We start from the raw sequence: 22,922 nt of genomic DNA on the forward strand, positions 1-22,922 counted from the left end.
TCTGGATTGCGAATACGCCATGACCCTGCAGTATCAAACCATTGCCGATTGCGTCGGCAACACCCCGCTCGTGCGTCTGCAACGCATGGCGGGTCACACCAGCAATACCCTCTTGTTGAAGCTTGAAGGTAACAACCCCGCAGGCTCGGTCAAAGACCGTCCTGCGCTGTCGATGATCACGCGCGCCGAACTTCGCGGCCAGATCCACGCCGGTGACACTCTGATCGAAGCCACTTCCGGTAACACCGGTATCGCCCTGGCCATGGCCGCCGCGATCAAAGGCTATCGCATGATCCTGATCATGCCGGACAACTCCAGCGCCGAGCGCAAGGCGGCGATGACCGCTTACGGGGCCGAGCTGATCCTGGTCAGCAAGGAAGAAGGCATGGAAGGTGCTCGTGATCTGGCCGAGCGCATGCAGGCCGAAGGTCGCGGCAAGGTGCTGGATCAGTTCGCCAACGGCGACAATCCTGAGGCGCACTACACCTCCACCGGTCCGGAACTCTGGAAGCAGACTGGCGGCACCATTACCCATTTCGTCAGTTCCATGGGCACCACCGGCACCATCATGGGCACATCGCGCTACCTCAAGGAGCAAAATCCCGAGGTACAGATCGTCGGTCTGCAACCGATGGAAGGCGCGTCGATTCCCGGCATCCGCCGCTGGCCATACGAGTACCTGCCGAAAATCTATCAGGCTGACCGTGTGGACCGCATCATCGACATGGGCCAGACCGAAGCCGAAGAAACCATGCGTCGTCTGGCCCGTGAAGAAGGCATCTTCTGTGGTGTCTCATCGGGTGGTTCGGTGGCGGGCATGCTGCGCATCTCCCGCGAAGTCGAAAACGCCGTGATCGTGGCAATCATCTGTGACCGAGGCGACCGTTACCTGTCGACTGGCATTTACGACGCGCCCAACTGATGGCCAAGCATGAGAGAGGACTGCGCTTCCAGCCGACCGGCGGCGTCAAGACCGTGCAGGTGCCTGTTGGAAAAAAACAGCGCCTGATCATCGAGCGTCTGTCGGATGACGGACGCGGCATTGCGTTTCTGGAAGGCAGAACCTGGTTCGTCGCGGGCAGTCTGGCGGGCGAAGAGGTCGAAGCGCGGGTGCTCAATGCGCGCGGCAAGGTAGTCGAAGCGCGCACCGAGCGGGTGTTCACCGCCAGTGAAATGCGTCGCCCACCCGTGTGCAAGCACTTCGGGCGTTGCGGGGGGTGCAGCGTGCAACACGTGCCTCATGACGAACAGCTTGCCCTGAAACAGCGCATGCTTGCCGAGCAATTGTTGCGGGTGGCCAATGTCGTACCGCAGGAATGGGCAGCGCCCCTGAGTGGTTCCGAACTGGCCTACCGCAGGCGCGCTCGGGTCGCTGTACGCTGGGACATCAAGGCCAAACGGCTCGATGTCGGCTTTCGCGCGACGGCCAGTCAGGACATCGTCAGCATCGAGGAATGCCCGGTGCTGGTACAGGCCTTGCAACCGATCATGACGCAACTGCCTGCCATGCTGCGCCGTCTGAGCAAGCCTCAGGCGCTCGGGCATGTCGAGCTGTTCAGTGGTTCAGCAACGGCCGTGCTGCTGCGCCACACCGCGCCGCTGGCCGAGGCTGATCTGACCCTCCTCAAGGCATTTTGTGCCGATCACGGCGCGCAATTGTGGCTGCACGGCGAGGGCGATCCGCAACCGGCGAACGCCGGTGATGAGCTGGGTTATCGCCTGGAACCGTGGAATCTGGAACTGGAATGGCGTCCGGGTGATTTCATTCAGGTCAACGCAGCGGTCAATACCGCGATGATCGAACAGGCGCTGGACTGGCTGGCACCTGCGGCCGATGAGCGGGTTATGGACCTGTTCTGCGGGCTTGGCAATTTCGCCTTGCCGCTGGCCGGAGTGGCGAAGGAAGTGGTGGCTGTCGAGGGCGTTGCGACCATGGTCGAACGTGCGTCGATAAACGCCATGAGTAATGATCTGCACAACGTGCAGTTTTTTCAGGCGGATCTTTCGCAGCCGCTGACGAACGCGAACTGGGCAGCCGAGGGGTTTTCTGCGGTACTCTTGGACCCACCGCGTGACGGTGCATTTGAAGTGGTTCGCCAGATCAGGAAATCAGGCGCCCAACGGTTGCTCTATGTGTCATGCAACCCGGCAACTTTGGCCCGTGATACGGTCGAACTGGTCAATCAGGGCTACAGACTGAAACGTGCCGGAATTCTCGATATGTTTCCTCAGACGGCGCATGTCGAGGCGATGGCTTTATTTGAAATGAGTAAGTGAGTGGCGGTTCATTGGATCGAGTCAGCTGCTGACAGGGAATCTCATTTAATCCGACTGGCCCGCGAATGTCGGTCCTTGCTTGCCCGGCAAGTGGCATTCGCTCAGAAGGCTGGCGACTGATGGCGCTATTCATCGCGCCGTAGGGAAGGTAAGCAGCATGGTACAGGTGAGAGCGCACCAGCCGATAAACACAGACGGCAGTATCAACCTCGACGCATGGCTTGATCATATTGTCAGCGTCGACCTGGTCCTGGACCGGGAAGTCATGAAAAAGGCCTGTGAGTTCGCCCGGCAAGCCGAGCACAACGACAAGGCACTGAAGAATCACTGGGCAGACGGCACCTCCAGTTTTCAGACCGGTCTGGAAATCGCGGAGATCCTGGCTGACCTCAAGCTGGATCAGGATTCGCTGGTCGCGGCGGTCATCTACCGTGGCGTGCGCGAAGGCGTGATCCCGTTGCCGGATGTCGAGCAGCATTTTGGCGCGACGGTTGCCAAGCTGATCGACGGCGTGCTTCGCATGGCCGCGATCAGCGCCAGTCTCAGCCCGCGCCAGTCGCTGGTGCTGGGCAGTCAGGCTCAGGTCGAGAACCTGCGCAAGATGCTGGTGGCGATGGTCGACGATGTACGCGTCGCGCTGATCAAGCTGGCCGAGCGTACCTGCGCCATTCGTGCGGTGAAAAACGCCGACGACGAAAAGCGCAACCGTGTGGCCCGGGAAGTCTTCGATATCTATGCGCCACTGGCCCATCGTCTGGGCATCGGGCATATCAAGTGGGAGCTGGAAGACCTGTCTTTCCGCTACCTTGAGCCTGAACAGTACAAGCAGATCGCCAAGCTGTTGCACGAGCGTCGACTGGACCGCGAGCGGTTCATCAGTGACGTGATGTCCCAGCTGGAAAACGAACTGCTGGCCACCGGCGTCAAGGCCGACATCAGCGGCCGTGCCAAGCACATCTATTCCATCTGGCGCAAAATGCAGCGCAAGGGGCTGGCTTTCAGCCAGATCTACGACGTGCGCGCGGTGCGTGTACTGGTCCCGGAAATGCGCGACTGCTATACCGCGCTGGGCATTGTGCACACCTTGTGGCGGCACATTCCCAAGGAGTTCGACGACTACATCGCCAACCCCAAGGAAAACGGTTACCGCTCGCTGCACACGGCCGTCATCGGGCCGGAAGGCAAGGTGCTGGAAGTTCAGATCCGTACCCATTCGATGCACGAAGAGGCCGAACTCGGCGTCTGCGCGCACTGGCGCTACAAGGGCACTGACGTTAAATCCGGCTCCAACCATTACGAAGAGAAAATCTCCTGGTTGCGCCAGGTCCTCGAATGGCACGAGGAACTGGGCGACATTGGCGGGCTGGCCGAGCAGTTGCGCGTCGACATAGAGCCCGACCGCGTCTACGTATTCACCCCCGACGGCCATGCCATCGACCTGCCCAAGGGCGCGACGCCGCTGGACTTCGCCTACCGGGTACACACCGAAATCGGCCACAACTGCCGTGGTGCGAAGATCAACGGCCGGATCGTACCGCTCAACTACAGCCTGCAGACTGGCGAGCAGGTCGAGATCATCACCAGCAAGCACGGTACGCCGAGCCGCGACTGGCTGAACTCGAACCTGGGTTACATCACCACCTCGCGGGCGCGGGCCAAGATCGTTCACTGGTTCAAGCTGCAGGCCCGTGATCAGAACGTCGCGGCCGGCAGAACCTTGCTCGAGCGCGAGCTGGCGCGTCTGGCCCTGCCGCAGGTCGATTTCGACAAGCTCGCCGACAAGGCCAATCACAAGACCGCTGATGACATGTTCGCCGCACTGGGTGCCGGTGATTTGCGTCTGGCGCAACTGGTCAACCTGGCTCAGCAGCAGGTCGAGCCGGATCGGATGAACGAACAGCTGGAGCTGATCCCGCGCAAGGCCACGGGGTACAAGCCGGGCAAGCGTGGCGATATCCAGATCCAGGGCGTGGGCAACCTGATGACGCAGATGGCCGGTTGCTGCCAGCCGCTGCCGGGCGATGCCATTGTCGGTTATATCACTCAAGGGCGCGGTGTGAGCATTCACCGTCAGGACTGCGCTTCGGTGCTGCAACTGGGCGGGCGCGAGCCCGAGCGGATCATTCAGGTCAGTTGGGGGCCGGTGCCGGTGCTCACCTATCCGGTGGACATCATCATTCGTGCCTACGACCGTTCAGGTCTGTTGCGTGACGTGACCCAGGTGCTGCTCAACGAGCGGATCAACGTGCTGGCGGTCAATACGCGCTCCAATAAGGAAGACAACACCGCGCTCATGTCGCTGACCATCGAAATTCCGGGTCTGGACGCGCTGGGCCGGTTGCTGGGACGCATTTCCCAGTTGCCGAACATCATCGAAACGCGCCGTAACCGGACGCCTTGATTCAGGGCTCTCCTTAGGCCACCACTGTCCGGGTACTGACCGGCAGTGGTGGCGCAGCGGTAAAAGAGATTTTGCAATGCACACACTTCAAGACCTGCTGCACCTCATGGCCCGGTTGCGCGATCCGCAATACGGTTGCCCTTGGGATCTGAAGCAGACCTACGCCACCATCGTGCCGCACACGCTCGAAGAAGCCTACGAAGTGGCCGACGCCATAGAGCAGGGCGATTTCGATCAGCTTCAGGGCGAGTTGGGCGACCTGCTGTTTCAGGTGGTGTTCTATGCTCATCTGGCCAAGGAAGAGGGGCGCTTCGAGTTCGACAGTGTGGTCGATGGCATTGTGCGCAAGTTGCTGCGTCGTCACCCCCATGTGTTCCCGACCGGCGAGCTGTATGCGCCCATGGAAACCCCGCGTCTGAGCGACGAAGAGGTCAATCGGCGCTGGGACGAGATCAAGGCCGAGGAACGCGCAGAAAAGTCATCTGCGCCCGAGCAGTTGTCCCTGCTCGACGACGTGCCCGTTGCTCTGCCTGCATTGAGTCGCGCTACCAAGTTGCAAAAGCGTGCCTCGCAGGTGGGTTTCGACTGGCCCGCCGCACTGCCGGTGATCGACAAGGTCCGCGAAGAACTCGATGAAGTGCTCGAAGCGATGGTCGATAATGACGCCGAAGGCATCGCTGAAGAAATCGGCGATCTGCTGTTTGGTGTGGTGAATCTGGCCCGACACCTTAAAGTTGACCCGGAAACTGCGTTACGCTCGGCCAACAGCAAATTCGACAGACGCTTCCGATTCATTGAACAGGCTTTGCGCCACGCCCAGCGGCCCATCGAGGATTGCAGCCTCGAAGACATGGACGCGCTGTGGGGCGAGGCCAAACGTCAGGAAAAAAACGCACCCCGCTGCGGCTGAGTGGTTGCTTAAGAGAGAGAAAAGAGATGGCGGGTATTTCACTTCGTGATCAGCTGCTCAAGGCAGGGCTGGTCAACCAGAAGCAGGCCAAGCAGGTCAGCAAGGACAAGCAGAAAGAGCAGCGCCTGGTGCACAAGGGGCAGGCTCAGGTCGATGATTCGCAGAAGCGTGCGGCTCAGGAAGCGCTGGCCGAGAAGGTCAAACGCGATCAGGAGCTCAATCGTCAGCAGCAGGAAAAGGTCGAGCAGAAAGCCCGTGCTGCGCAGGTCAAGCAACTGATCGAGGCCTCGCGTCTGCCCAAGCTGACCACCGAGGATTACTACAACTTCGTTGATGACAAGAAGGTCAAGCGTATCTCGGTCAACGCGCTGGTGCGCAATAAGCTCAGCAGCGGCTCGCTGGCCATTGTTCATCATGGCGGCGGTTACGAGATCATCCCGCGTGAAGCGGCCCTGAAGATTCAGGAGCGCGATCCGCGCCGGATCGTGTTGCTCAACACACCGACCGAAGCGCCGGATGCAGACGATCCGTACGCCGCCTACCAGGTGCCTGACGACCTCATGTGGTAGTGAAGACCAGCATGACAAAACCCGCCTTGAGCGGGTTTTGTCTTTCTTCAATTCTGAAAATGCGTTTAGTGGTTGCGCTGGTTTTCCAGGGCTTCCAGCTCTTCCTTGTACCGATAGGCCTCGGATTCTATGTGAAACATGCCGACCAGTTGATCCTGTTGATGCACGTCCCAGATCTGGATGCCGTCGGCAACGGCTTCGTGAGAGAGGTGGGCGTCGTCGCGTTCAGTAACTCTGACAGTCATAGTAGTTAGCTCCTGACTTTAATGGCCTTAATGGTTAGGCCTCTGGATACTGCGGCGATGTGTCGCAGGACTCTTTTATAGAATCTGTTAGCTGGCTAAGTAAATAGGCTGTTCAGGTTCCCGGCTGGTCAAAAATTGATCGTCGTGCCTCAGCCCTTGAAAACCGTGGGCTGCGGGTAAGTCACGGTTAAATGAAGGATTTTTCATGTGTCTTGCGGGGTGGCACAACTGCCACAAACGTTGGCGCCTGGCAGATCGGACGCGGAGCGTCCCGAGGGGCATTGCCATGCAGAACGTGGCAGCGATCGGTAACCTGATCGTGCGGGGGCTGAACACCAGGCAATAAAAAGCCCCGCATTGCGGGGCTCTGTGCAGCAGGGAGTCACGTCAATCAGCTGCCTTTGACAGGCTTGCCGTTCACCGTGCCGTCCTGCAGCATGATGTTGTATTCCTTGCCGTCGGTCTCGACCTGTTGCAGACGGACCAGCAGGTAATCCCAGTCCTTGGCGAACCACAGCACGGTGATGCGCTTGCTTTGTGTCGGATCGCGTACGCGCTCGACCTTGATCGCATCGACCTGGCCAGCTTTGGTGTCGACTTTCTCCGAGCCCAGCACGCGGAAGTCGTAAGTGTCGACTTCATCGCCGTCCACCACCTGATAACTCATGCTCTTCTTGCCGGCAGCCACGTCATGCTGCAAGGCGAGCTGGTAAGTGGATTTGTCGAGAATGCCACGGTTGAGCGGCAGCTTGATCGCATCGCCACGGTCGGTGCCGGTCACGAACTTGGTGTTCCAGTCGAACGCCAGGTCCACTTTCTTCGACTTGCCCAGGCCACTGCGCTCGAAGGTATAGGTCTGCGGCAGCAGGGTTTCCTTGTCGACTTTCAGGGTGCTGACTTCGGTCAGGCTGGCGATCATCATCGACGCCTTGAAGTTCAGGGTCCAGGTGCCGTTGGGGCCGGCTTCAAGGCTGCGTTCTGCCGTACCGCTCATGGGCAGTTGCTTCCAGTCGGCGGTGTAGCTGGCGGAGAAGGGTTGAAGGTCTGCGGCCTGTGCAGCAGGCAAGGCGAGCAGAGCGAAAGCGAAGAGCAGAGCGCGACGCATAGTATCTCCTAGGGTTGAATCAAATGGCCGCTGGCCGGGAGTAGCTCATCGTCCAGTAATGCGCCGTTCTCGCCCAGTGTCAGTCTGCCTTCGGCAAACCAGCGTATTGCCAGTGGGTAGATACGGTGTTCCTGAACGTGCACCCGTTGCGCAAGCGTGGTGGGCGTGTCGTGCAACTGTACCGAAATAACTGCCTGTACGACCAGAGGGCCGCCATCGAGTTCCTCGGTCACGAAATGCACGCTGCAACCATGTTCGGCATCGCCGGCCTCCAGCACCCGCTGATGGGTGTGCAGACCTTTGTAGCGCGGCAGCAGGGAAGGGTGGATGTTGAGCAGGCGACCCTGGTAGTGGCGGACGAAGCCCGCGCTGAGGATGCGCATGAAACCGGCCAGTACCACCAGCCGGGGCTGGAAGGCGTCGATCAGCTCGACCAGCGCGGCATCGAAGGCTTCGCGTCCGTCATACGCCTTGTGGTCCAGCACGCAGGTCTCGATGCCTGCGTCTCTGGCGCGTTGCAGGCCGAAGGCATCATCACGGTTGGAGATGACAGCGCGGATGCGGACGGGGCTGGCCCCGTCCCTGAAACTGTCGATCATCGCTTGCAGGTTGCCACCGGTGCCGGAAAGCAGCACCACGACATCGCAGGTGGCTGACATCAATGCGCCTTGAGGTTTTTCAGCTCGACTTGCGCTGCACCTTCGGCGGCAGTGGCGATCTGGCCGATCACCCATGGCTGCTCGCCCGCTTCGCGCAGCACGTTCAGCGCGGTTTCGACATGCTCCTGCGCCACGCAGATCACCATGCCCACGCCGCAGTTCAGCACGCGGTGCATTTCGTTTTCCTCAACGTTGCCCTGCTGCTGCAACCAGTCGAATACGGCCGGACGCTGCCAGCTGGCGACGTCGACCACGGCCTGAGCGCCTTGTGGCAGAACGCGCGGGATGTTGTCCAGCAGGCCACCACCGGTGATGTGGGCCATGGCCTTGACGGCACCGGTTTCCTTGATGAGCTTGAGCAACGGCTTCACGTAGATGCGGGTCGGGGCCATCAGCAGTTCGGTCAATGGTTTGCCGTCCAGCTGGATGTTCTCGATGTCGGCACCCGCCACTTCGATGATCTTGCGGATCAGCGAGTAACCGTTGGAGTGCGGGCCGGAAGACGGCAGTGCCAGCAGCGCGTCGCCAGCAGCGACCTTGGTGCCGTCGATGATTTCAGCTTTCTCGACGACGCCAACGCAGAAACCGGCCAGGTCGTAGTCTTCGCCTTCGTACATGCCTGGCATTTCAGCGGTTTCACCGCCCACCAGCGAGCAACCGGCCAGTTCGCAGCCAGCGCCGATGCCGGTCACGACCTGAGCGGCGGTGTCGACGTTCAGTTTGCCGGTGGCGTAGTAGTCCAGGAAGAACAGCGGCTCGGCACCGCAGACCACCAGGTCGTTGACGCACATGGCCACCAGGTCGATGCCGATGCTGTCGTGTTTGTTCAGGTTCAGCGCCAGGCGCAGCTTGGTGCCGACGCCGTCGGTGCCGGAAACCAGCACGGGTTGCTTGTAGCCAGCCGGGATTTCGCAGAGGGCGCCGAAACCTCCCAGGCCGCCCATGACTTCCGGACGCTTGGTGCGCTTGGCCACGCTCTTGATGCGTTCGACCAATGCTTCACCGGCGTCGATGTCTACACCGGCGTCTTTGTAGCTCAGGGAGGGTTGCTTGCTCATAAAAAATCCAGGCCTTTAGGGGGGATTCGGAGGTATCGACCGCTGCAGTGGGTCCCGTTCAGCAAGGCGCCAGGTGCGCAGTGCCAGGTTGGGTCATCGCGATTGCCGGTCTGCGAAGGCGCGCGATTTTATCAGGCTTGCCTTCGTGGGGCCATCCTTGCGCCGACGGTAGGAGGGCGTTCTACAAAATAAACCGCGCAGGGTGAGCCCTGTCGGTTCGTCTGCAAACGTTTAGGGTGTACTTTAAAGGGGGATTGAATGAATGGTGGCGAACCGCTGTCCTAGGCTCTGTACGTAAAGTGCTGCGCTCGGTGATGCTGCGTTAAAAACAGGCTCGGAATGCTCATTTACAACACGTAGACTCCGCTTCCTCGCCTGTTTTTGCCTTGCCTGACCTTCGCTCGCCGACTTTACGTACAGAGCCTGGGCTTATCACGCCATTCGAACCCCTCCTGAGACTGCTGTTCTTTACTTTTTTCCGTTCGGGAACTGTCCATGCGTTTTTCCAGAATTCTTTTAGTCGGCTGCCTGTCCCTGTTCAGCCTGCCGACCCTCGCCGAAACAGTGAACAATCTCTATCAGGTACGCGAACCGGTCAGCGGCCAGTCGCCTGATGAACGTACACGGGCCACTCAGGCGGCCGTCGACACACTGGTATTGCGCCTGACCGGCGACGCCAAGGCCGCTCAAGGGGCGGCAATCGCTGCGCTGCGCAAGGATCCCCAGCAGATCATCAGCCAATACGGCTATGAAGCGGGGCCGCCTGAAACCCTGCTGGTCGATTTCGACCCGGCCACCACTGATCGTGCACTGCGCCAGGCGGGTCTGCCGATCTGGGGCAGTAACCGCCCGTCGATCCTGGGCTGGTGGCTGAATGACTCGGTCGAAGGCTCCAATCTCGTCGGCGACGGTCAGGCATCGGCCGAGCCGCTGCGCCGCGCTGCCCAGCACCGGGGGCTGCCGCTGCGTTTGCCGCTGGCTGACCTGAGCGAGCAGGGCATCGGCACCGCCAAGACACTGGAGGGCACCGACGCTGCGCCGCTCAAGGAAGCGTCGGAGCGCTATGGTGCCGATGCGATTCTGGCGGTGCATGCCCGCGAGGAAGCCGGGCAATGGCAAGGCAAGTGGCGTCTGTGGCTGGGTGAGCAGCGCGAGCAGGGCGCCGCGACCGGCGCCAGTTCCGAGGCGTTGGCCGATGCGGTGATGCTGGCAGTCAGTCAGCGTCTGGCCCCACGTTTCGTGGCCAAACCAGGGGAAGCCACCGGCCTGCTCATGCAGGTGCAGGGCATGAACCTTGAGCGTTACGCGCAACTGCTGCAGTTACTCGATCCGTTCGGGGTACGCGTGAAGCTGGTCGAAGGGGATCGCGTGACATTCGAAGTCAACGGCAGCGCCGATCAGCTTCGTTCGCAAATGTCGCTGGCTAAACTTCAGGAAGTGCCGGCGAGCGAGGCGGCTGCAACGGCAACACCGCCTGCGCCTGCTGCACCGGTCGATGCGTCCGCACCTGCCACGGCACCTGCATCGGCGACAGCTCCCATGATTGTCCCGGCGGCTGCGCCACAACTGTATTTCCGCTGGTAATCCGGCAAGCGCACTTTTACTTGGGTTGAGAGACATTGATGACTGATACGCGACGTTGGTTCTGGATCGGCGGACTGGCCCTTGTGGTGGTATTCGTGGTGCTGCTGCACACGATCCTCACCCCGTTTCTGGTGGCGCTGTTACTGGCCTACATGGGCGATCCGCTGGTGGATCGCCTGGAGCGGGCGGGGATGTCGCGCACGCTTAGCGTGGTGGCGGTCTTTGGCCTGTTCACACTGGTGCTGATGGCGCTGCTGCTGGTGCTGGTGCCGATGCTCGCCAAGCAGTTGTATCGGTTGTACGAGCTGGCACCGCAGATGCTCGACTGGCTACAGCATTCCGCCTTACCGTGGGTGCAGGCCAAGTTCGGGCTGTCTGACGGGTTCTGGAAGTTCGACAAGATCAAGGCTGCGTTGTCCGAGCACATGGGACAGGCGGGCGACATCGTTTCCATCGTCCTGTCGCAGGCCACGGCGTCGAGTCTGGCGCTGATCGGCTGGCTGACCAATCTGGTGCTGATCCCGGTGGTGTGCTTCTACCTGCTGCGCGACTGGGACGTGATGATGGGCAAGATTCGCGGTCTGTTGCCTCGTCAACGCGAAGGGCAGATCGTCAAGCTGGCGGGTGAGTGTCATGAAGTGCTGGGCGCGTTCATTCGCGGCCAGTTGCTGGTCATGGTCGGCCTTGGCGTGATCTACGCTGCGGGTCTGATGCTGGTCGGGCTGGAGCTGGGGTTGTTGATCGGTGTGATCGCCGGTCTTGCGGCCATCGTGCCTTATATGGGGTTCGTGATCGGGATCGGTTCGGCGCTGGTGGCCGGTTTGTTCCAGTTCGGCGGCGATCTGTATCCGATGATGGGCATCGTAGCGGTGTTCATGATCGGCCAGGCGCTGGAAGGCATGGTGCTCACCCCCTTGCTGGTGGGCGATCGCATCGGTCTGCACCCGGTGGCGGTGATCTTCGCGATCCTTGCCGGTGGCGAACTGTTCGGCTTTACCGGCATCCTGCTGGCCTTGCCGGTAGCGGCCGTGATCATGGTGCTGGTGCGCCATGTTCATGACGTTTACAAGGATTCGGAAATCTACGCCGGGGCCGAAGACCCCGATTTGTGAGGGCTTTTGAGCCTTGATGCCATGAACCTCTTGATGGGCAGATGCGTTGTCCATCGAGAGGCGCAAAACACCGAATACGTACCTTCGCTTTACACGGCCTGACGCAACCCTTTGATTTTGCTTGGGGTCTGTCGCATTGTGCGACCAGCGTCACGGGTATAAACTTTGCGCACTTTACACAGAGGCCCTTGGCGGTTCGCATGAACCGCTAGTCAGCATGAAACCGATTCAGCTGCCCCTGAGTGTGCGTCTGCGTGATGACGCCACTTTCGTCAATTACTATCCAGGCGCCAATGCCGCTGCACTCGGCTATGTCGAGCGGCTGTGCGAAGCCGACGCCGGGTGGACGGAAAGCCTCATCTATCTATGGGGCAAGGACGGGGTGGGGCGCACGCATCTGCTGCAGGCGGCCTGCCTGCGGTTCGAGCAGATGGGCGAGCCTGCGGTTTATCTGCCGTTGGCCGAAGTCATTGATGAAGGCATCGAGCTGTTCGATCATCTGGAACAGTACGAGCTGGTGTGCCTGGACGACCTGCAGGCGGTGGTTGGCAAGCCAGAGTGGGAAGAGGCCCTGTTCCATCTGTTCAACCGCCTGCGTGACAGTGGCCGACGCCTGTTGATTGCGGCGTCCAAGTCGCCACGTGAACTGCCGGTCAAGCTACCGGACCTCAAGTCTCGCCTGACCATGGCGCTGGTGTTCCAGATGCGTGGCCTGTCCGATGAAGACAAGCTGCGTGCCCTGCAACTGCGTGCCTCGCGCCGCGGCCTGCACCTGACCGACGAAGTCGGGCATTTCATCCTCACGCGCGGCACCCGCAGCATGAGCGCGCTGTTCGAATTGCTGGAGCGCCTGGACCAGGCGTCGCTTCAGGAGAAGCGCAAGCTCACCATTCCCTTTCTCAAAGAGACGCTTGGGTGGTAGACGAGGCGCTGTTGCTCCAAACGGCAGCCGCACTGCGTCATGCACAGCGGATCCTGATCATTACCGGTGCAGGTCTTTCGGCCGATTCAGGTTTGCCGACCTACCGTGGCGTTGGCGGGCTCTATAACGGCAGAACCGACGATGGCCTGCCGATAGAGGTGGCGTTGTCCGGGCCGATGCTGCGCCGCGATCCTGCGTTGTGCTGGAAGTACATCGCCCAACTGGGCAAGGCCTGTCTGGGTGGCCAGCCCAACTCTGCGCATTACGCCATCGCTCAATTGCAGCGCATCAAACCTGAGTGCTGGGTGCTGACCCAAAACGTCGATGGCTACCATCGCGCCGCCGGTAGCCCTCCAGACAGGCTGATCGAGATCCATGGGCAGATGTCGCCGCTGTTCTGCCAGTCGTGCGGCGCGCAGGATGCAGGGCTGAGTGAACACCTCGATCGCCCTTTGCCGCCGCTGTGCTCCATCTGTGGTGGCGTTTTGCGACCGTCCGTCGTTCTTTTTCAGGAAATGCTCCCGGAACGAGCCCTGGAAACACTGTATGAACAACTGGCTAAAGGCTATGACGCCGTGGTGAGCATCGGCACCACGGCGAGCTTCCCGTATATCCATGAACCTGTGATCAGGACCCGGGTTTCCGGGGGTTTTACGGCGGAAATCAATCCTGAGCCAACCGATCACAGCGCGCAAATGGACGTCTTTTTGAAGTGCAGGGCGGCACATGTCATGGAAAAACTGATAAGTCACATTTAGTTCGATTGAATTTGCAAATCACTTTCATAGCGGGCATAGTCTCGCCTTCTTAACAGTTCAGCCACGGTCGTGCTCATGCAAGTTGTTCGCTTCGCACCCCTCGTGCCACTCGCACTCGTTACGTTCCTGTTCGGTTGCTCGGCCAATATGCCGGTTGCGCAGCACGATCAGGTTCAGCCAAAGCCTCGTTACCAGAACACCGTCACTGCACAGTCCGCTGCCCATCGCGCCGACGCCGCCACCCTGCAGGACGAACTGGCCACCGAAGACGAGCTGGCTCAGTTCTCTGACAACCAATCCTACAAACTGCCGGTTCTGGCCGACAGTATCCTTGAACGTGGCAAGGCCCTGATCGGTACGCGTTACCAGTTCGGCGGCACGTCGACCCGTTCGGGTTTCGATTGCAGCGGTTTCATCGGCTACCTGTTTCGTGAAGAGGCTGGCATGAACCTGCCACGCTCCACGCGCGAAATGATCAACGTCGATGCACCTCTGGTCTCGCGTAACAATCTCAAACCGGGTGATCTGCTGTTCTTCAGCACACGCGGCCGTGGACGTGTCAGCCATGCGGCGATCTACGCAGGCAACGACCAGTTCATTCATTCCAGCAGCCGTCGCAGTGGCGGTGTGCGCATCGACAGCCTCGATGACGCCTACTGGAGCAAGACCTTCATCGAAGCCAAGCGTCCGCTGGCAATGGCTCCTGGCACGGTTGCCGTGAAAGCCCCTGTCGAAGCCACGCAGACAACCGCCATGACTTCGACTACAGTCAAGACCGTCGTAAAACGCCGTAAATAATGGGATACGCAGACAGGCCAGTGGCCTGTCTGCGTTTTTGAGCTTCTCGGCAGCGTAAGCCGCATCCAGATCAGGTTGTTGTGGTTATGTCGATTGCTTTGCGCCTGATGGTTCTTTCCTTGGCTGCGTTGCTGGGCGCTTGTGCCAGCGCACCGCCGCCGCCTGCCTCGCCGCGGATCGTTCAGCGTCCGGTGGTCACCGCACCTCCCCAGATTCTTTCTCCGGCTGCCGAAGACGTGCTGTTTCGTGCGTTGGGTCTGGTTGGCACGCCTTACCGCTGGGGTGGCAACACGCCGGATTCGGGTTTCGATTGCAGTGGTCTGATCGGCTATGTCTATCGTGATGCGGCCGGTATCTCGCTGCCTCGTTCGACCCGCGACATGGTCGTGATGGGCGCGCCAGATGTGCGCCGCGAGCAATTGCAGTCAGGGGATCTGGTGTTCTTCGCCACCTCGGGTGGCTCGCAGGTCTCCCATGCCGGCATCTACGTCGGGGAGGGCCGCTTCGTACATGCCCCTGCCACCGGCGGCACCGTCAAGCTCGACAGCCTCGACAAACCGTATTGGCAGAAAGCCTACCTCAACGCCAAGCGTGTGATCCAGCCGTCGAACCTGGCGCAGAATCGTCCCTGATTACAGCCGTTTCGATGGTGCAAGCGCCTGCCGATGTCTGGCAGTTGGCAGGGAGTTTGGGAGGCGGCTTGTCGGCGATTCGGTTTCTTAGCCAGCGCTCTCAGCGCCTGAAATAGCCCCATCGCCGGCAAAGCCGCCTCCCACAAACTTACTCCCTGAGGCCTCTTCTATCTACTGAGCCGCCTTCACCGACGTCACCCGCCAGATCTTGTTGCCTACGTCATCAGCCACCAGCAGTCCGCCGTGATGGTCATTCACCACACCGACCGGACGGCCCATGGCTTTTTCGTCGCTGTTGAGAAAGCCGGTCAGTACATCCACTGGCGCGCCATTGGGTTTACCGCCGCTGAACGGTACGAACACCACCTTGTAGCCACTGTGCGGTTTACGGTTCCAGGAACCGTGCTGGCCGATGAACAGCCCTTCATTGAACGGTGCTGCAAGGGTTTTGCCATCGGCAAAAACCAGACCCAATGAAGCAGTGTGCGGGCCGACCGCATAGTCCGGGGCGACGGCCTTGGCGACCAGAGCCGGGTTCTGCGGCTTGACGCGCGCGTCGACGTGCTGGCCGTAATAGCTGTAAGGCCAGCCATAGAAGCCACCATCCTGCACTGAAGTCACGTAATCGGGCACCAGGTCGCTGCCGATCTCGTCACGCTCGTTGACGGCGGTCCATAGCTTGCCGGTGGTCGGTTCCCAGTCCATGCCGTTGGGGTTGCGCAGTCCCGAGGCGAAGATGCGATGGCTGCCGGTGGCGGCGTCCACTTCCCAGATCGCCGCGCGGCCTTCTTCCTTGTCCATACCGTTCTCGGCCACATTGCTGTTGGAGCCGACGGTGACGTAAAGCTTGCTGCCGTCCTTGCTGGCAATGACGTTTTTGGTCCAGTGGTGATTCAGCGTGCCGCCCGGCAGGTCGACCACTTTGGTCGGCTGAGCGCTGATCGAGGTCTGGCCGCTTTCATACGGGAAGCTGATCAGGCGGTCGGTATCGGCCACATACAGCTTGTTGCCGACCAGGGTCATGCCAAACGGCGAGTTGAGATTCTGCAGAAAGACGCTGCGGGTTTCGGCGACACCGTCATGGTTGGTGTCGCGCAGCAGCGTGATGCGGTTGGCACTCGGCACGCCTGCACCGGCGCGGCCCATGACCTTTTCCATGACCCAGCCACGAATGCCTTTGCCGTCATCCGGCTTGGCCGGCGAATTGGTTTCGGCGACCAGCACGTCGCCGTTGGGCAGCACGTAGAGCCAGCGGGGGTGATCCAGATGTTCGGCGAAGGCGCCGACCTGCGTGCCTGGCGCGGCCACCGGTTTGGCGTCTTTGTCCCAGCCGATGGCCGGGGCGATATTGACCGTCGGAATCAGCGTCTTGTTGGGTTCCGGCAATTTCGGAGAGGGTCCCGTTCCGTCCGAGACCTGCAGGGTCGAAGACTCGCCGCATGCCGCAAGGCCGCCTGCGAGCAGAAGCATTACGGCGTACTGTGGTCTGATTTTGAACATGGTGAATCTCCATCGAAAAAGGCTGGGTCCGTAAGGGATAGAGACACCCCGTTCGCTGAGGTTCAATTGTGTGCAGGGATTGGCTGCGCCATGCAAGTGAATGGCCTATATGCCATTACGCTGCAGTGTCGATTGACGCTCCATCCCCAACCCTCTACCCTTCGCGGTTTGTTTCAGGTGCTCTGCAATCTTCCCGATTGGCAGGGTGAAACAGGGAAGCCGGTGAGGGTCATTCGATCCGATTCCGGCGCTGCCCCCGCAACGGTAAATGAGTCAAGGCTGCGCATCGTGCCACTGTGTTTCGACACGGGAAGGCGTGCAGCCGGGATGACCCGCTCATGAGCCCGGAGACCGGCCTGAAATACTCAATGGCATCACGGAGGGTGATGCTCTGTGCAGGGCGTTGCCGTGCTGTTCAGTGCTGTCCTTCCGTCTGCTTTCGCGACCCCCCAAAGCGGAGAGCCGAGATGAACGAATCCCCCGAACGCGACGAACGCCATCTGGCGCGCATGCTGCGCAAGAAAGCCGTGATGGATGAGCGTATCGCCAGCTCTCCAAATGAATGCGGCCTGATACTGGTACTGACCGGCAACGGCAAGGGCAAGAGCAGTTCGGCGTTCGGCATGCTCGCGCGCGCCATGGGTCATGGCATGCAGTGCGGCGTGGTGCAGTTCATCAAGGGCCGTAATAGCACTGGCGAAGAGATGTTCTTCCGCCGTTTCCCCGAGCAGGTGCGCTACCACGTGATGGGCGAAGGCTTCACCTGGGAAACCCAGGATCGCCAGCGCGACATCGCTGCGGCCGAAGCCGCCTGGGCCGTGAGTCTGGAAATGCTGCGCGACCCGGCTATTGGTCTGGTGGTACTCGATGAGTTGAACATCGCCCTCAAGCATGGCTATCTGGACCTTGAGCAAGTATTGAGCGACCTGCAGGCCCGCCCACCCATGCAGCATGTGGTGGTGACTGGCCGTGGTGCCAAACCCGAATTGATCGACCTGGCCGATACCGTTTCCGATATCGGTGTGGTCAAGCACGCGTTCCAGTCCGGCATTCGGGCACAGAAAGGTATCGAGTTATGAGTGGCCGATCATGAGAACCCCCAGGGATTGCCCCGCCGTATTGATCGCCGCACCTGCGTCTGGTCAGGGCAAAACCACCGTCACGGCGGCACTGGCCCGCCTGCATCGTAATCAGGGCCGCAAGGTCCGGGTCTTCAAGTGCGGCCCGGACTTTCTCGATCCGATGATTCTGGAGCGCGCGAGCGGCGCGCCGGTGTATCAGCTGGACTTGTGGATGGTCGGTGCAGACGAGAGTCGCCGTTTGCTCTGGGAGGCAGCCGGCGAAGCCGACCTGATTCTGATCGAAGGCGTGATGGGGCTGTTCGATGGCACGCCGTCGAGCGCCGATCTGGCGCGCCACTTCGGTGTGCCGGTGCTCGGCGTGATTGACGGCACGGCCATGGCGCAGACCTTCGGTGCTCTGGCCCTGGGACTGGCGCGTTACCAGCCTGACCTGCCCTTTGCCGGGGTGCTGGCCAACCGCGTCGGCACCGTACGTCATGCGCAACTGCTGGAAAACAGCCTGACCGAAGGCTTGCGCTGGTACGGTGCGTTGTCCCGGGAAACCGGTTTCGAGCTGCCCAGCCGGCATCTGGGACTGGTGCAGGCCAACGAGCTCAATGATCTGGACCTGCGTCTGGACATGGCGGCGGCTGCGCTGGCCAGCACCTGCGAAGTGTCCTTGCCGCCAGCGGTGACGTTCACCGCTCCCGACCCGATCGAGATCCTGCCGCTGCTGGACGGCGTACGTATTGCGATAGCGCATGACGAGGCCTTTGCGTTCACCTACGGCGCCAGCCTTGACCTGCTGCGCAATATGGGCGCAGAACTGACGTTCTTCTCGCCAATCCACGACAGCCATCTGCCCGAAACCGACAGCCTCTACCTGCCCGGCGGCTATCCAGAACTGCACCACGTCGAGCTGTCTGCCAATTCCACGATGCTGGCCGACATCAGGGCGCACCATGCGGCAGGTAAACCCCTGCTGGCCGAGTGCGGCGGCATGCTGTATCTGCTGGATGCCCTAATCGACGTCGAGGGCGTGCGCGCCAGACTGGTGGGTCTCCTGGCAGGCGAAGCCGCGATGCAGAAACGGCTGGCGGCGCTGGCCCTGCAATCTGTCGAGCTGCCTGAGGGCGAGCTGCGCGGCCACACCTATCACCACTCGCTGACCACCACCGAGCTGCAGCCGATTGCTCGAGGGGTCAGCCCTAATGGCGGACGCGGAGCCGAAGCGGTCTACCGTGACGGCCGCCTGACCGCTTCTTACGTCCATTTCTATTTCCCGTCCTGCCCACAGGCGATTGCGGCTCTGTTCAAACCATGACCGGGCACGCGTTCAACGATCAAGAACGGGCAGCGGTGTATCGCGCGATTGCCGAGCGCCGCGACATGCGTCACTTCATTGGGGGCAGCGTATCCCCCGAGCTGTTGGTCAGGTTGCTGGAGGCTGCTCATCAGGCACCCAGCGTCGGCCTGATGCAGCCCTGGCGATTCATCCGGATCAGCGATCCGGTCCTGCGCAGCAAGATGCAGGCGCAGGTGGAAGAAGAGCGAATCCGTACGGCCGAAGCGTTGGGCGAGCGCACCGACGAGTTCATGAAGCTCAAGGTCGAAGGCATCAACGACTGCGCCGAAGTGCTGGTGGCCGCGCTGATGGAAGGGCGCGAGCAACACATTTTCGGTCGTCGGACCTTGCCGGAAATGGACATGGCGTCACTGTCCTGCGCGATTCAGAACCTCTGGCTGGCCGCACGGGCAGAAGGGCTCGGCATGGGCTGGGTCTCGTTGTTCGACCCGGACGCGCTGGCTGATCTGCTGGCCATGCCGGAAGGGGCCAAGCCGCTGGCGATTCTGTGCCTGGGGCCGGTGAAAGAATTTTATCCCGCGCCCATGCTGGTGCTGGAAGGCTGGGCGCAGGCGCGTCCGCTGCAAGAGCTGTTGTATGAGAATCAATGGGGAGTGGGTCAATGAGTGTGGCGCTGTTGAGCGTGGCCGGGGTTGCGCTGGATGCGCTGCTGGGCGAGCCGAAACGCGGTCATCCACTGGTGGCGTTCGGACGTTTTGCCAATCGCCTGGAGCAGCGTTTCAACAGTGGCGGTCGAGGCTGGCGCAGTCATGGCGTCACGGCCTGGTTCGTGGCGGTGATACCGCTGACGCTGTTGGCCACACTGCTGAGCTGGGCACCCTTCGTGGGCTGGCTGATTGAAATACTGGCGCTGTACTGCGCGCTCGGCATGCGCAGCCTCGGCGAACATGTACAGCCCGTGGCTCAGGCCCTGCGCAGCGATGACCTGGAGGAGGCGCGCCGTCGGGTCGGCTATCTGGTCAGTCGCGAGACCCGCGAACTGGACGCCACCGAAGTGGCACGCGCCGCCACCGAGTCGGTGCTTGAAAACGGTAGCGACGCAGTGTTCGCCGCGCTGTTCTGGTTTGTCGTGGCCGGTGTCCCTGGCGTGGTGCTTTATCGCTTGAGCAATACCCTCGACGCCATGTGGGGCTATCGCAATGAGCGCTTCGAGCGTTTCGGCTGGGCAGCGGCAAAAATCGACGACCTGCTCAACTACATACCTGCCCGACTGGTGGCGTTGACTTACGCGTTACTGGGCAAGACCCGCCTTGCGATCCGCTGCTGGCGCACTCAGGGACCTACCTGGGACAGCCCCAACGCAGGCCCGGTGATGGCCGCCGGCGCAGGTGCCTTGGGCGTCGAGCTGGGCGGCGCGGCGATCTATCACGGTGAACTGCATCAACGCCCTAAATTGGGCGAAGGTGTACCTGCCGACGCGCACTCCATCGATCGTGGCTGGGAGCTGGTGCAGCGCGGCGTCTGGCTGTGGTTGCTGGTGCTGTGCGTCGGGACCGAATTCTATGCTTGAGCACGGCGGGCGATTGCGCGCAGCGGCGCAGCATTACGGCATTGATCAGGCCAACTGGCTGGATTTATCCACCGGTATCGCGCCGTGGTCATGGCCGGTGCCGGACATTCCCCTGCGCGCCTGGGCGCGACTGCCCGAGACCGACGACGGGCTTGAGGCCGCGGCCTGCGCCTACTATGGCGTGCCGCAGGTGCTGTCGGTGCCTGGCTCGCAGGCGGCGATTCAGGCGCTTCCGCGGGTGCGCAGTGCTGGCCGGGTCGGTGTGCTGTCACCCTGCTACGCCGAGCACGCGCATGCCTGGCGCAAGAGTGGCTTCATGGTGCGCGAGGTCGGCGAGCATGAAGTGGACTACTTTCTCGACAGTCTCGACGTACTGGTGGTGGTCAACCCCAACAACCCGACAGGCCTGCACCTGAGCGCCGAACGCCTGCTGGAGTGGCATGCGCGACTGGCGGAGCGGGGCGGCTGGCTGGTGGTGGACGAGGCGTTCATGGACAACACGCCAGCGCTCAGTCTGGCGGCCGAGACCTGGCGCATCGGGTTGATCGTCCTGCGTTCGTTCGGCAAGTTCTTTGGGTTGGCCGGGGTCAGGCTCGGCTTCGTGCTGGCCGAGCCTGGCTTGCTCAGGCTGCTGGCTCAGGAAATCGGACCCTGGGCTGTCAGCGGGCCGACGCGGATTCTGGGGCAAGCCTGCCTGCGTGATCGCGAGGGGCAGGCGCAACAGCGTTTACGCACTGATCAGGCGCGTGATCGTCTGGTGGCGTTGCTTGAGTCGTACGGCCTGGCACCCCACGGTGGCTGTGCCTTATTCCAATGGCTGGTCACCGCTGAGGCCCAGGCCATCTATGAGTTCTGCGCCCGGCGTGGCGTGTTGTTGCGCCTGTTTGAGGGCCAGACCCCGGAAGCGTCCAGCCTGCGTTTCGGGCTGCCTCTGGATGAAGCCGACTGGCGGCGCCTGCACACTGTCCTGTTTGAATACCGCAAGGAATCTCCATGGCCACGTTGATGGTACAAGGCACCACGTCCGATGCCGGTAAAAGCACGCTGGTGACGGCCCTGTGCCGCTGGTTGACGCGGCAAGGCGTCGAGGTCGTGCCGTTCAAGCCGCAGAACATGGCGCTCAACAGCGCCGTGACCGCTGACGGTGGCGAGATCGGACGGGCCCAGGCGGTTCAGGCTCAAGCCTGTTACCTGGCGCCGCATACCGACATGAACCCGGTGTTACTCAAACCCAACAGCGACACCGGCGCGCAGGTCATCATCCATGGTCGCGCCGTCACCACCATGAATGCGGTGGCGTATCACAGCTATAAAGAGATCGCCATGCGCGCTGTGCTGGAGTCCCACGAGCGGCTGGGCCAGCGCTACCCGGTGGTCATGGTCGAAGGTGCCGGCTCGCCCGCCGAGATCAATCTGCGCGCCAACGACATTGCCAACATGGGGTTCGCCGAAGCGGTTGATTGCCCGGTGTTGCTGATTGCCGACATCAACCGTGGCGGCGTCTTTGCGCATCTGGTGGGTACGCTGGAGTTGCTCTCGCCCAGCGAACAGGCACGGGTCAAGGGCTTCATCATCAACCGGTTTCGCGGCGACATTGCGCTGCTGCAACCGGGCCTGGACTGGCTGGAAGCGCGCACCGGCAAACCGGTGGTCGGCGTGCTGCCCTACGTCATGGACCTGCATCTGGAAGCCGAAGACGGTCTTGATCAGCGTCAGACCGACAAGGTCGAGCAGGTGCTGAATGTGGTGGTGCCGGTGTTACCACGCATCAGTAACCACACCGATTTTGACCCGCTACGCCTGCATCCGCAGGTCAACCTGCAATTCATCGGGCCTGGCCAGGCGATACCGCCTGCCGACCTGATCATTCTGCCTGGCTCGAAAAGCGTGCGCAGTGACCTGGCTTACCTGCGCGCCAATGGCTGGGAAGACGCCATTCAGCGCCATCTGCGCTACGGCGGCAAGCTGATGGGCATCTGTGGCGGGCTGCAGATGCTCGGCGAGCAAATGCATGATCCGCTGGGTCTGGAGGGCGCTGCGGGGTCGAGTCCGGGCCTTGGCCTGCTGGCCATGAGCACGGTGCTTGAGTCCGAGAAACAGCTGCGCAATGTGCGTGGACGCCTGACGCTGGAGGACGCAGAAGTCAGCGGCTACGAGATTCACGCCGGTGTTACCACGGGCCTGGCGCTGGAGCAGGCCGCCGTTCGGCTGGACGACGGTCGTTGTGATGGCGCGCAAAGCACCGACGGGCAGATTCTGGGTACCTATCTGCATGGCCTCTTCGAGTCGCCTGCCGCGTGCAGCGCCTTGCTGCGCTGGGCGGGCTTGCACGACGTGCAGCAGGTGGATTATCACGCCCTGCGCGAGCGAGACATCGAGCGTCTGGCGGATCTGGTGGAAAAACACCTGGACGGTACATTGCTGCGTCAACTGTGCGGCCTGGAGGCGAACTGAC

General features: G+C 61.4%; 22 protein-coding genes and 1 riboswitch. Of the genes, 17 read left to right on the plus strand and 5 right to left on the minus strand.

All coding sequences use genetic code 11. The features are described from left to right. Positions 1-19 precede the first annotated feature (19 nt). The 5 genes from cysM to BUB69_RS10565 all read left to right on the plus strand — a co-directional run bounded on the left by cysM (position 20) and on the right by BUB69_RS10565 (position 6,157). Positions 20-922 carry a cysteine synthase CysM gene (cysM, locus tag BUB69_RS10545; RefSeq protein ID WP_073165871.1) on the plus strand — a complete coding sequence of 301 codons (903 nt, stop codon included), beginning with the start codon at positions 20-22 and terminating at the stop codon, positions 920-922. Further along, positions 922-2,277, plus strand: coding sequence for a 23S rRNA (uracil(1939)-C(5))-methyltransferase RlmD (gene rlmD / locus BUB69_RS10550; RefSeq protein ID WP_073165874.1), 1,356 nt, complete (start codon positions 922-924; stop codon positions 2,275-2,277). The genes cysM and rlmD overlap by 1 nt, the downstream gene beginning before the upstream one ends. A 157-nt stretch (positions 2,278-2,434) precedes the next feature. Continuing rightward, positions 2,435-4,678, plus strand: coding sequence for a GTP diphosphokinase (relA, locus tag BUB69_RS10555; RefSeq protein WP_073165878.1), 2,244 nt, complete (start codon positions 2,435-2,437; stop codon positions 4,676-4,678). A 76-nt stretch (positions 4,679-4,754) separates the two neighbouring features. Then, complete coding sequence (gene mazG, locus BUB69_RS10560; RefSeq protein WP_073165881.1) at positions 4,755-5,588, plus strand: nucleoside triphosphate pyrophosphohydrolase; 834 nt, start codon at positions 4,755-4,757, stop codon at positions 5,586-5,588. Positions 5,589-5,614: 26 nt separating this feature from the next. After that, positions 5,615-6,157, plus strand: coding sequence for a DUF2058 domain-containing protein (locus tag BUB69_RS10565; RefSeq protein WP_073165884.1), 543 nt, complete (start codon positions 5,615-5,617; stop codon positions 6,155-6,157). Positions 6,158-6,222: 65 nt separating this feature from the next. Here the strand turns inward: BUB69_RS10565 and BUB69_RS10570 are convergent, their stop codons facing one another. From BUB69_RS10570 to purM, 4 genes are all read right to left on the minus strand, one after another. Further along, entirely contained in the window at positions 6,223-6,402 is a 180-nt protein-coding gene (locus tag BUB69_RS10570; protein ID WP_024688949.1) for a hypothetical protein, read from the minus strand. A gap of 391 nt (positions 6,403-6,793) precedes the next feature. After that, positions 6,794-7,507: a DUF3108 domain-containing protein gene (locus BUB69_RS10575; protein ID WP_073165888.1), complete on the minus strand. Its 714-nt coding sequence runs from the start codon at positions 7,505-7,507 to the stop codon at positions 6,794-6,796. Between the two features lie 8 nt (positions 7,508-7,515). After that, positions 7,516-8,166, minus strand: a complete 651-nt coding sequence (gene purN, locus BUB69_RS10580) for a phosphoribosylglycinamide formyltransferase (RefSeq protein WP_073165891.1) — start codon at positions 8,164-8,166, stop codon at positions 7,516-7,518. After that, positions 8,166-9,224 (minus strand): phosphoribosylformylglycinamidine cyclo-ligase, encoded by a 1,059-nt coding sequence (purM, locus tag BUB69_RS10585; RefSeq protein WP_073165895.1) that lies wholly within the window; start codon positions 9,222-9,224, stop codon positions 8,166-8,168. The genes purN and purM overlap by 1 nt, the downstream gene beginning before the upstream one ends. A gap of 495 nt (positions 9,225-9,719) precedes the next feature. Between purM and BUB69_RS10590 the strand changes: the two genes are divergently transcribed. The 6 genes from BUB69_RS10590 to BUB69_RS10615 all read left to right on the plus strand — a co-directional run bounded on the left by BUB69_RS10590 (position 9,720) and on the right by BUB69_RS10615 (position 15,030). Further along, positions 9,720-10,808 (plus strand): DUF2066 domain-containing protein, encoded by a 1,089-nt coding sequence (locus BUB69_RS10590; protein WP_073165899.1) that lies wholly within the window; start codon positions 9,720-9,722, stop codon positions 10,806-10,808. A 38-nt stretch (positions 10,809-10,846) separates the two neighbouring features. Then, complete coding sequence (locus BUB69_RS10595; protein WP_073165902.1) at positions 10,847-11,920, plus strand: AI-2E family transporter; 1,074 nt, start codon at positions 10,847-10,849, stop codon at positions 11,918-11,920. A 217-nt stretch (positions 11,921-12,137) separates the two neighbouring features. Then, entirely contained in the window at positions 12,138-12,842 is a 705-nt protein-coding gene (gene hda, locus BUB69_RS10600) for a DnaA regulatory inactivator Hda (RefSeq protein WP_004884162.1), read from the plus strand. Continuing rightward, positions 12,836-13,600, plus strand: a complete 765-nt coding sequence (locus BUB69_RS10605) for an NAD-dependent deacylase (RefSeq protein WP_163032205.1) — start codon at positions 12,836-12,838, stop codon at positions 13,598-13,600. Before hda ends, BUB69_RS10605 begins: the two co-directional genes overlap by 7 nt. 75 nt (positions 13,601-13,675) lie before the next feature. Further along, a complete protein-coding gene (locus tag BUB69_RS10610; RefSeq protein WP_073165906.1) occupies positions 13,676-14,398 on the plus strand; it encodes a C40 family peptidase in 723 nt (240 codons plus the stop codon). Positions 14,399-14,484: 86 nt separating this feature from the next. Next, positions 14,485-15,030, plus strand: coding sequence for a C40 family peptidase (locus BUB69_RS10615; RefSeq protein ID WP_073165909.1), 546 nt, complete (start codon positions 14,485-14,487; stop codon positions 15,028-15,030). A gap of 171 nt (positions 15,031-15,201) precedes the next feature. On the opposite strand, the gene BUB69_RS10620 is transcribed toward BUB69_RS10615, so the two are convergent. Beyond that, a complete protein-coding gene (locus BUB69_RS10620; RefSeq protein ID WP_073165913.1) occupies positions 15,202-16,530 on the minus strand; it encodes a PQQ-dependent sugar dehydrogenase in 1,329 nt (442 codons plus the stop codon). 158 nt (positions 16,531-16,688) lie between these two features. Next, positions 16,689-16,904: riboswitch (cobalamin riboswitch) on the plus strand. A gap of 93 nt (positions 16,905-16,997) precedes the next feature. On the opposite strand from BUB69_RS10620, the gene cobO reads away from it, so the two are divergent. Genes cobO through BUB69_RS10650 form a run of 6 tightly spaced genes read left to right on the plus strand, consistent with a single transcriptional unit; the run spans position 16,998 to position 22,921 of the window. After that, positions 16,998-17,609 (plus strand): cob(I)yrinic acid a,c-diamide adenosyltransferase, encoded by a 612-nt coding sequence (gene cobO, locus BUB69_RS10625; protein WP_073165916.1) that lies wholly within the window; start codon positions 16,998-17,000, stop codon positions 17,607-17,609. A gap of 10 nt (positions 17,610-17,619) precedes the next feature. Beyond that, positions 17,620-18,915 carry a cobyrinic acid a,c-diamide synthase CobB gene (locus tag BUB69_RS10630; protein WP_073165919.1) on the plus strand — a complete coding sequence of 432 codons (1,296 nt, stop codon included), beginning with the start codon at positions 17,620-17,622 and terminating at the stop codon, positions 18,913-18,915. Continuing rightward, on the plus strand, positions 18,912-19,562 hold the full coding sequence (gene bluB, locus BUB69_RS10635) for a 5,6-dimethylbenzimidazole synthase (RefSeq protein WP_073165922.1): 651 nt from the start codon (positions 18,912-18,914) through the stop codon (positions 19,560-19,562). The genes BUB69_RS10630 and bluB overlap by 4 nt, the downstream gene beginning before the upstream one ends. Next, entirely contained in the window at positions 19,559-20,467 is a 909-nt protein-coding gene (gene cbiB, locus BUB69_RS10640) for an adenosylcobinamide-phosphate synthase CbiB (RefSeq protein WP_073165926.1), read from the plus strand. Before bluB ends, cbiB begins: the two co-directional genes overlap by 4 nt. Beyond that, positions 20,460-21,473, plus strand: a complete 1,014-nt coding sequence (gene cobD / locus BUB69_RS10645; RefSeq protein ID WP_073165929.1) for a threonine-phosphate decarboxylase CobD — start codon at positions 20,460-20,462, stop codon at positions 21,471-21,473. Before cbiB ends, cobD begins: the two co-directional genes overlap by 8 nt. Beyond that, positions 21,461-22,921 (plus strand): cobyric acid synthase, encoded by a 1,461-nt coding sequence (locus tag BUB69_RS10650; RefSeq protein ID WP_073165932.1) that lies wholly within the window; start codon positions 21,461-21,463, stop codon positions 22,919-22,921. Before cobD ends, BUB69_RS10650 begins: the two co-directional genes overlap by 13 nt. The last annotated feature ends 1 nt before the right edge of the window (position 22,922 follow it).

This window comes from Pseudomonas asturiensis (assembly GCF_900143095.1).
Lineage (GTDB): Bacteria > Pseudomonadota > Gammaproteobacteria > Pseudomonadales > Pseudomonadaceae > Aquipseudomonas > Aquipseudomonas asturiensis.

Bases quoted from the DNA above. Each gene is read 5' to 3' on its own strand.
- BUB69_RS10610 (WP_073165906.1), top strand. From the start codon at position 13,676: ATGCAAGTTGTTCGCTTCGCACCCCTCGTGCCACTCGCACTCGTTACG.
- bluB (WP_073165922.1), top strand. From the start codon at position 18,912: ATGACCGGGCACGCGTTCAACGATCAAGAACGGGCAGCGGTGTATCGC.
- BUB69_RS10650 (WP_073165932.1), top strand. From the start codon at position 21,461: ATGGCCACGTTGATGGTACAAGGCACCACGTCCGATGCCGGTAAAAGC.
- cysM (WP_073165871.1), top strand. From the start codon at position 20: ATGACCCTGCAGTATCAAACCATTGCCGATTGCGTCGGCAACACCCCG.
- BUB69_RS10595 (WP_073165902.1), top strand. From the start codon at position 10,847: ATGACTGATACGCGACGTTGGTTCTGGATCGGCGGACTGGCCCTTGTG.
- relA (WP_073165878.1), top strand. From the start codon at position 2,435: ATGGTACAGGTGAGAGCGCACCAGCCGATAAACACAGACGGCAGTATC.
- BUB69_RS10565 (WP_073165884.1), top strand. From the start codon at position 5,615: ATGGCGGGTATTTCACTTCGTGATCAGCTGCTCAAGGCAGGGCTGGTC.
- BUB69_RS10615 (WP_073165909.1), top strand. From the start codon at position 14,485: ATGTCGATTGCTTTGCGCCTGATGGTTCTTTCCTTGGCTGCGTTGCTG.
- BUB69_RS10590 (WP_073165899.1), top strand. From the start codon at position 9,720: ATGCGTTTTTCCAGAATTCTTTTAGTCGGCTGCCTGTCCCTGTTCAGC.
- BUB69_RS10630 (WP_073165919.1), top strand. From the start codon at position 17,620: ATGAGAACCCCCAGGGATTGCCCCGCCGTATTGATCGCCGCACCTGCG.
- hda (WP_004884162.1), top strand. From the start codon at position 12,138: ATGAAACCGATTCAGCTGCCCCTGAGTGTGCGTCTGCGTGATGACGCC.
- BUB69_RS10620 (WP_073165913.1), bottom strand. From the start codon at position 16,530: ATGTTCAAAATCAGACCACAGTACGCCGTAATGCTTCTGCTCGCAGGC.
- rlmD (WP_073165874.1), top strand. From the start codon at position 922: ATGGCCAAGCATGAGAGAGGACTGCGCTTCCAGCCGACCGGCGGCGTC.
- cobD (WP_073165929.1), top strand. From the start codon at position 20,460: ATGCTTGAGCACGGCGGGCGATTGCGCGCAGCGGCGCAGCATTACGGC.
- cbiB (WP_073165926.1), top strand. From the start codon at position 19,559: ATGAGTGTGGCGCTGTTGAGCGTGGCCGGGGTTGCGCTGGATGCGCTG.
- purM (WP_073165895.1), bottom strand. From the start codon at position 9,224: ATGAGCAAGCAACCCTCCCTGAGCTACAAAGACGCCGGTGTAGACATC.
- BUB69_RS10575 (WP_073165888.1), bottom strand. From the start codon at position 7,507: ATGCGTCGCGCTCTGCTCTTCGCTTTCGCTCTGCTCGCCTTGCCTGCT.
- mazG (WP_073165881.1), top strand. From the start codon at position 4,755: ATGCACACACTTCAAGACCTGCTGCACCTCATGGCCCGGTTGCGCGAT.
- cobO (WP_073165916.1), top strand. From the start codon at position 16,998: ATGAACGAATCCCCCGAACGCGACGAACGCCATCTGGCGCGCATGCTG.
- BUB69_RS10570 (WP_024688949.1), bottom strand. From the start codon at position 6,402: ATGACTGTCAGAGTTACTGAACGCGACGACGCCCACCTCTCTCACGAA.
- purN (WP_073165891.1), bottom strand. From the start codon at position 8,166: ATGTCAGCCACCTGCGATGTCGTGGTGCTGCTTTCCGGCACCGGTGGC.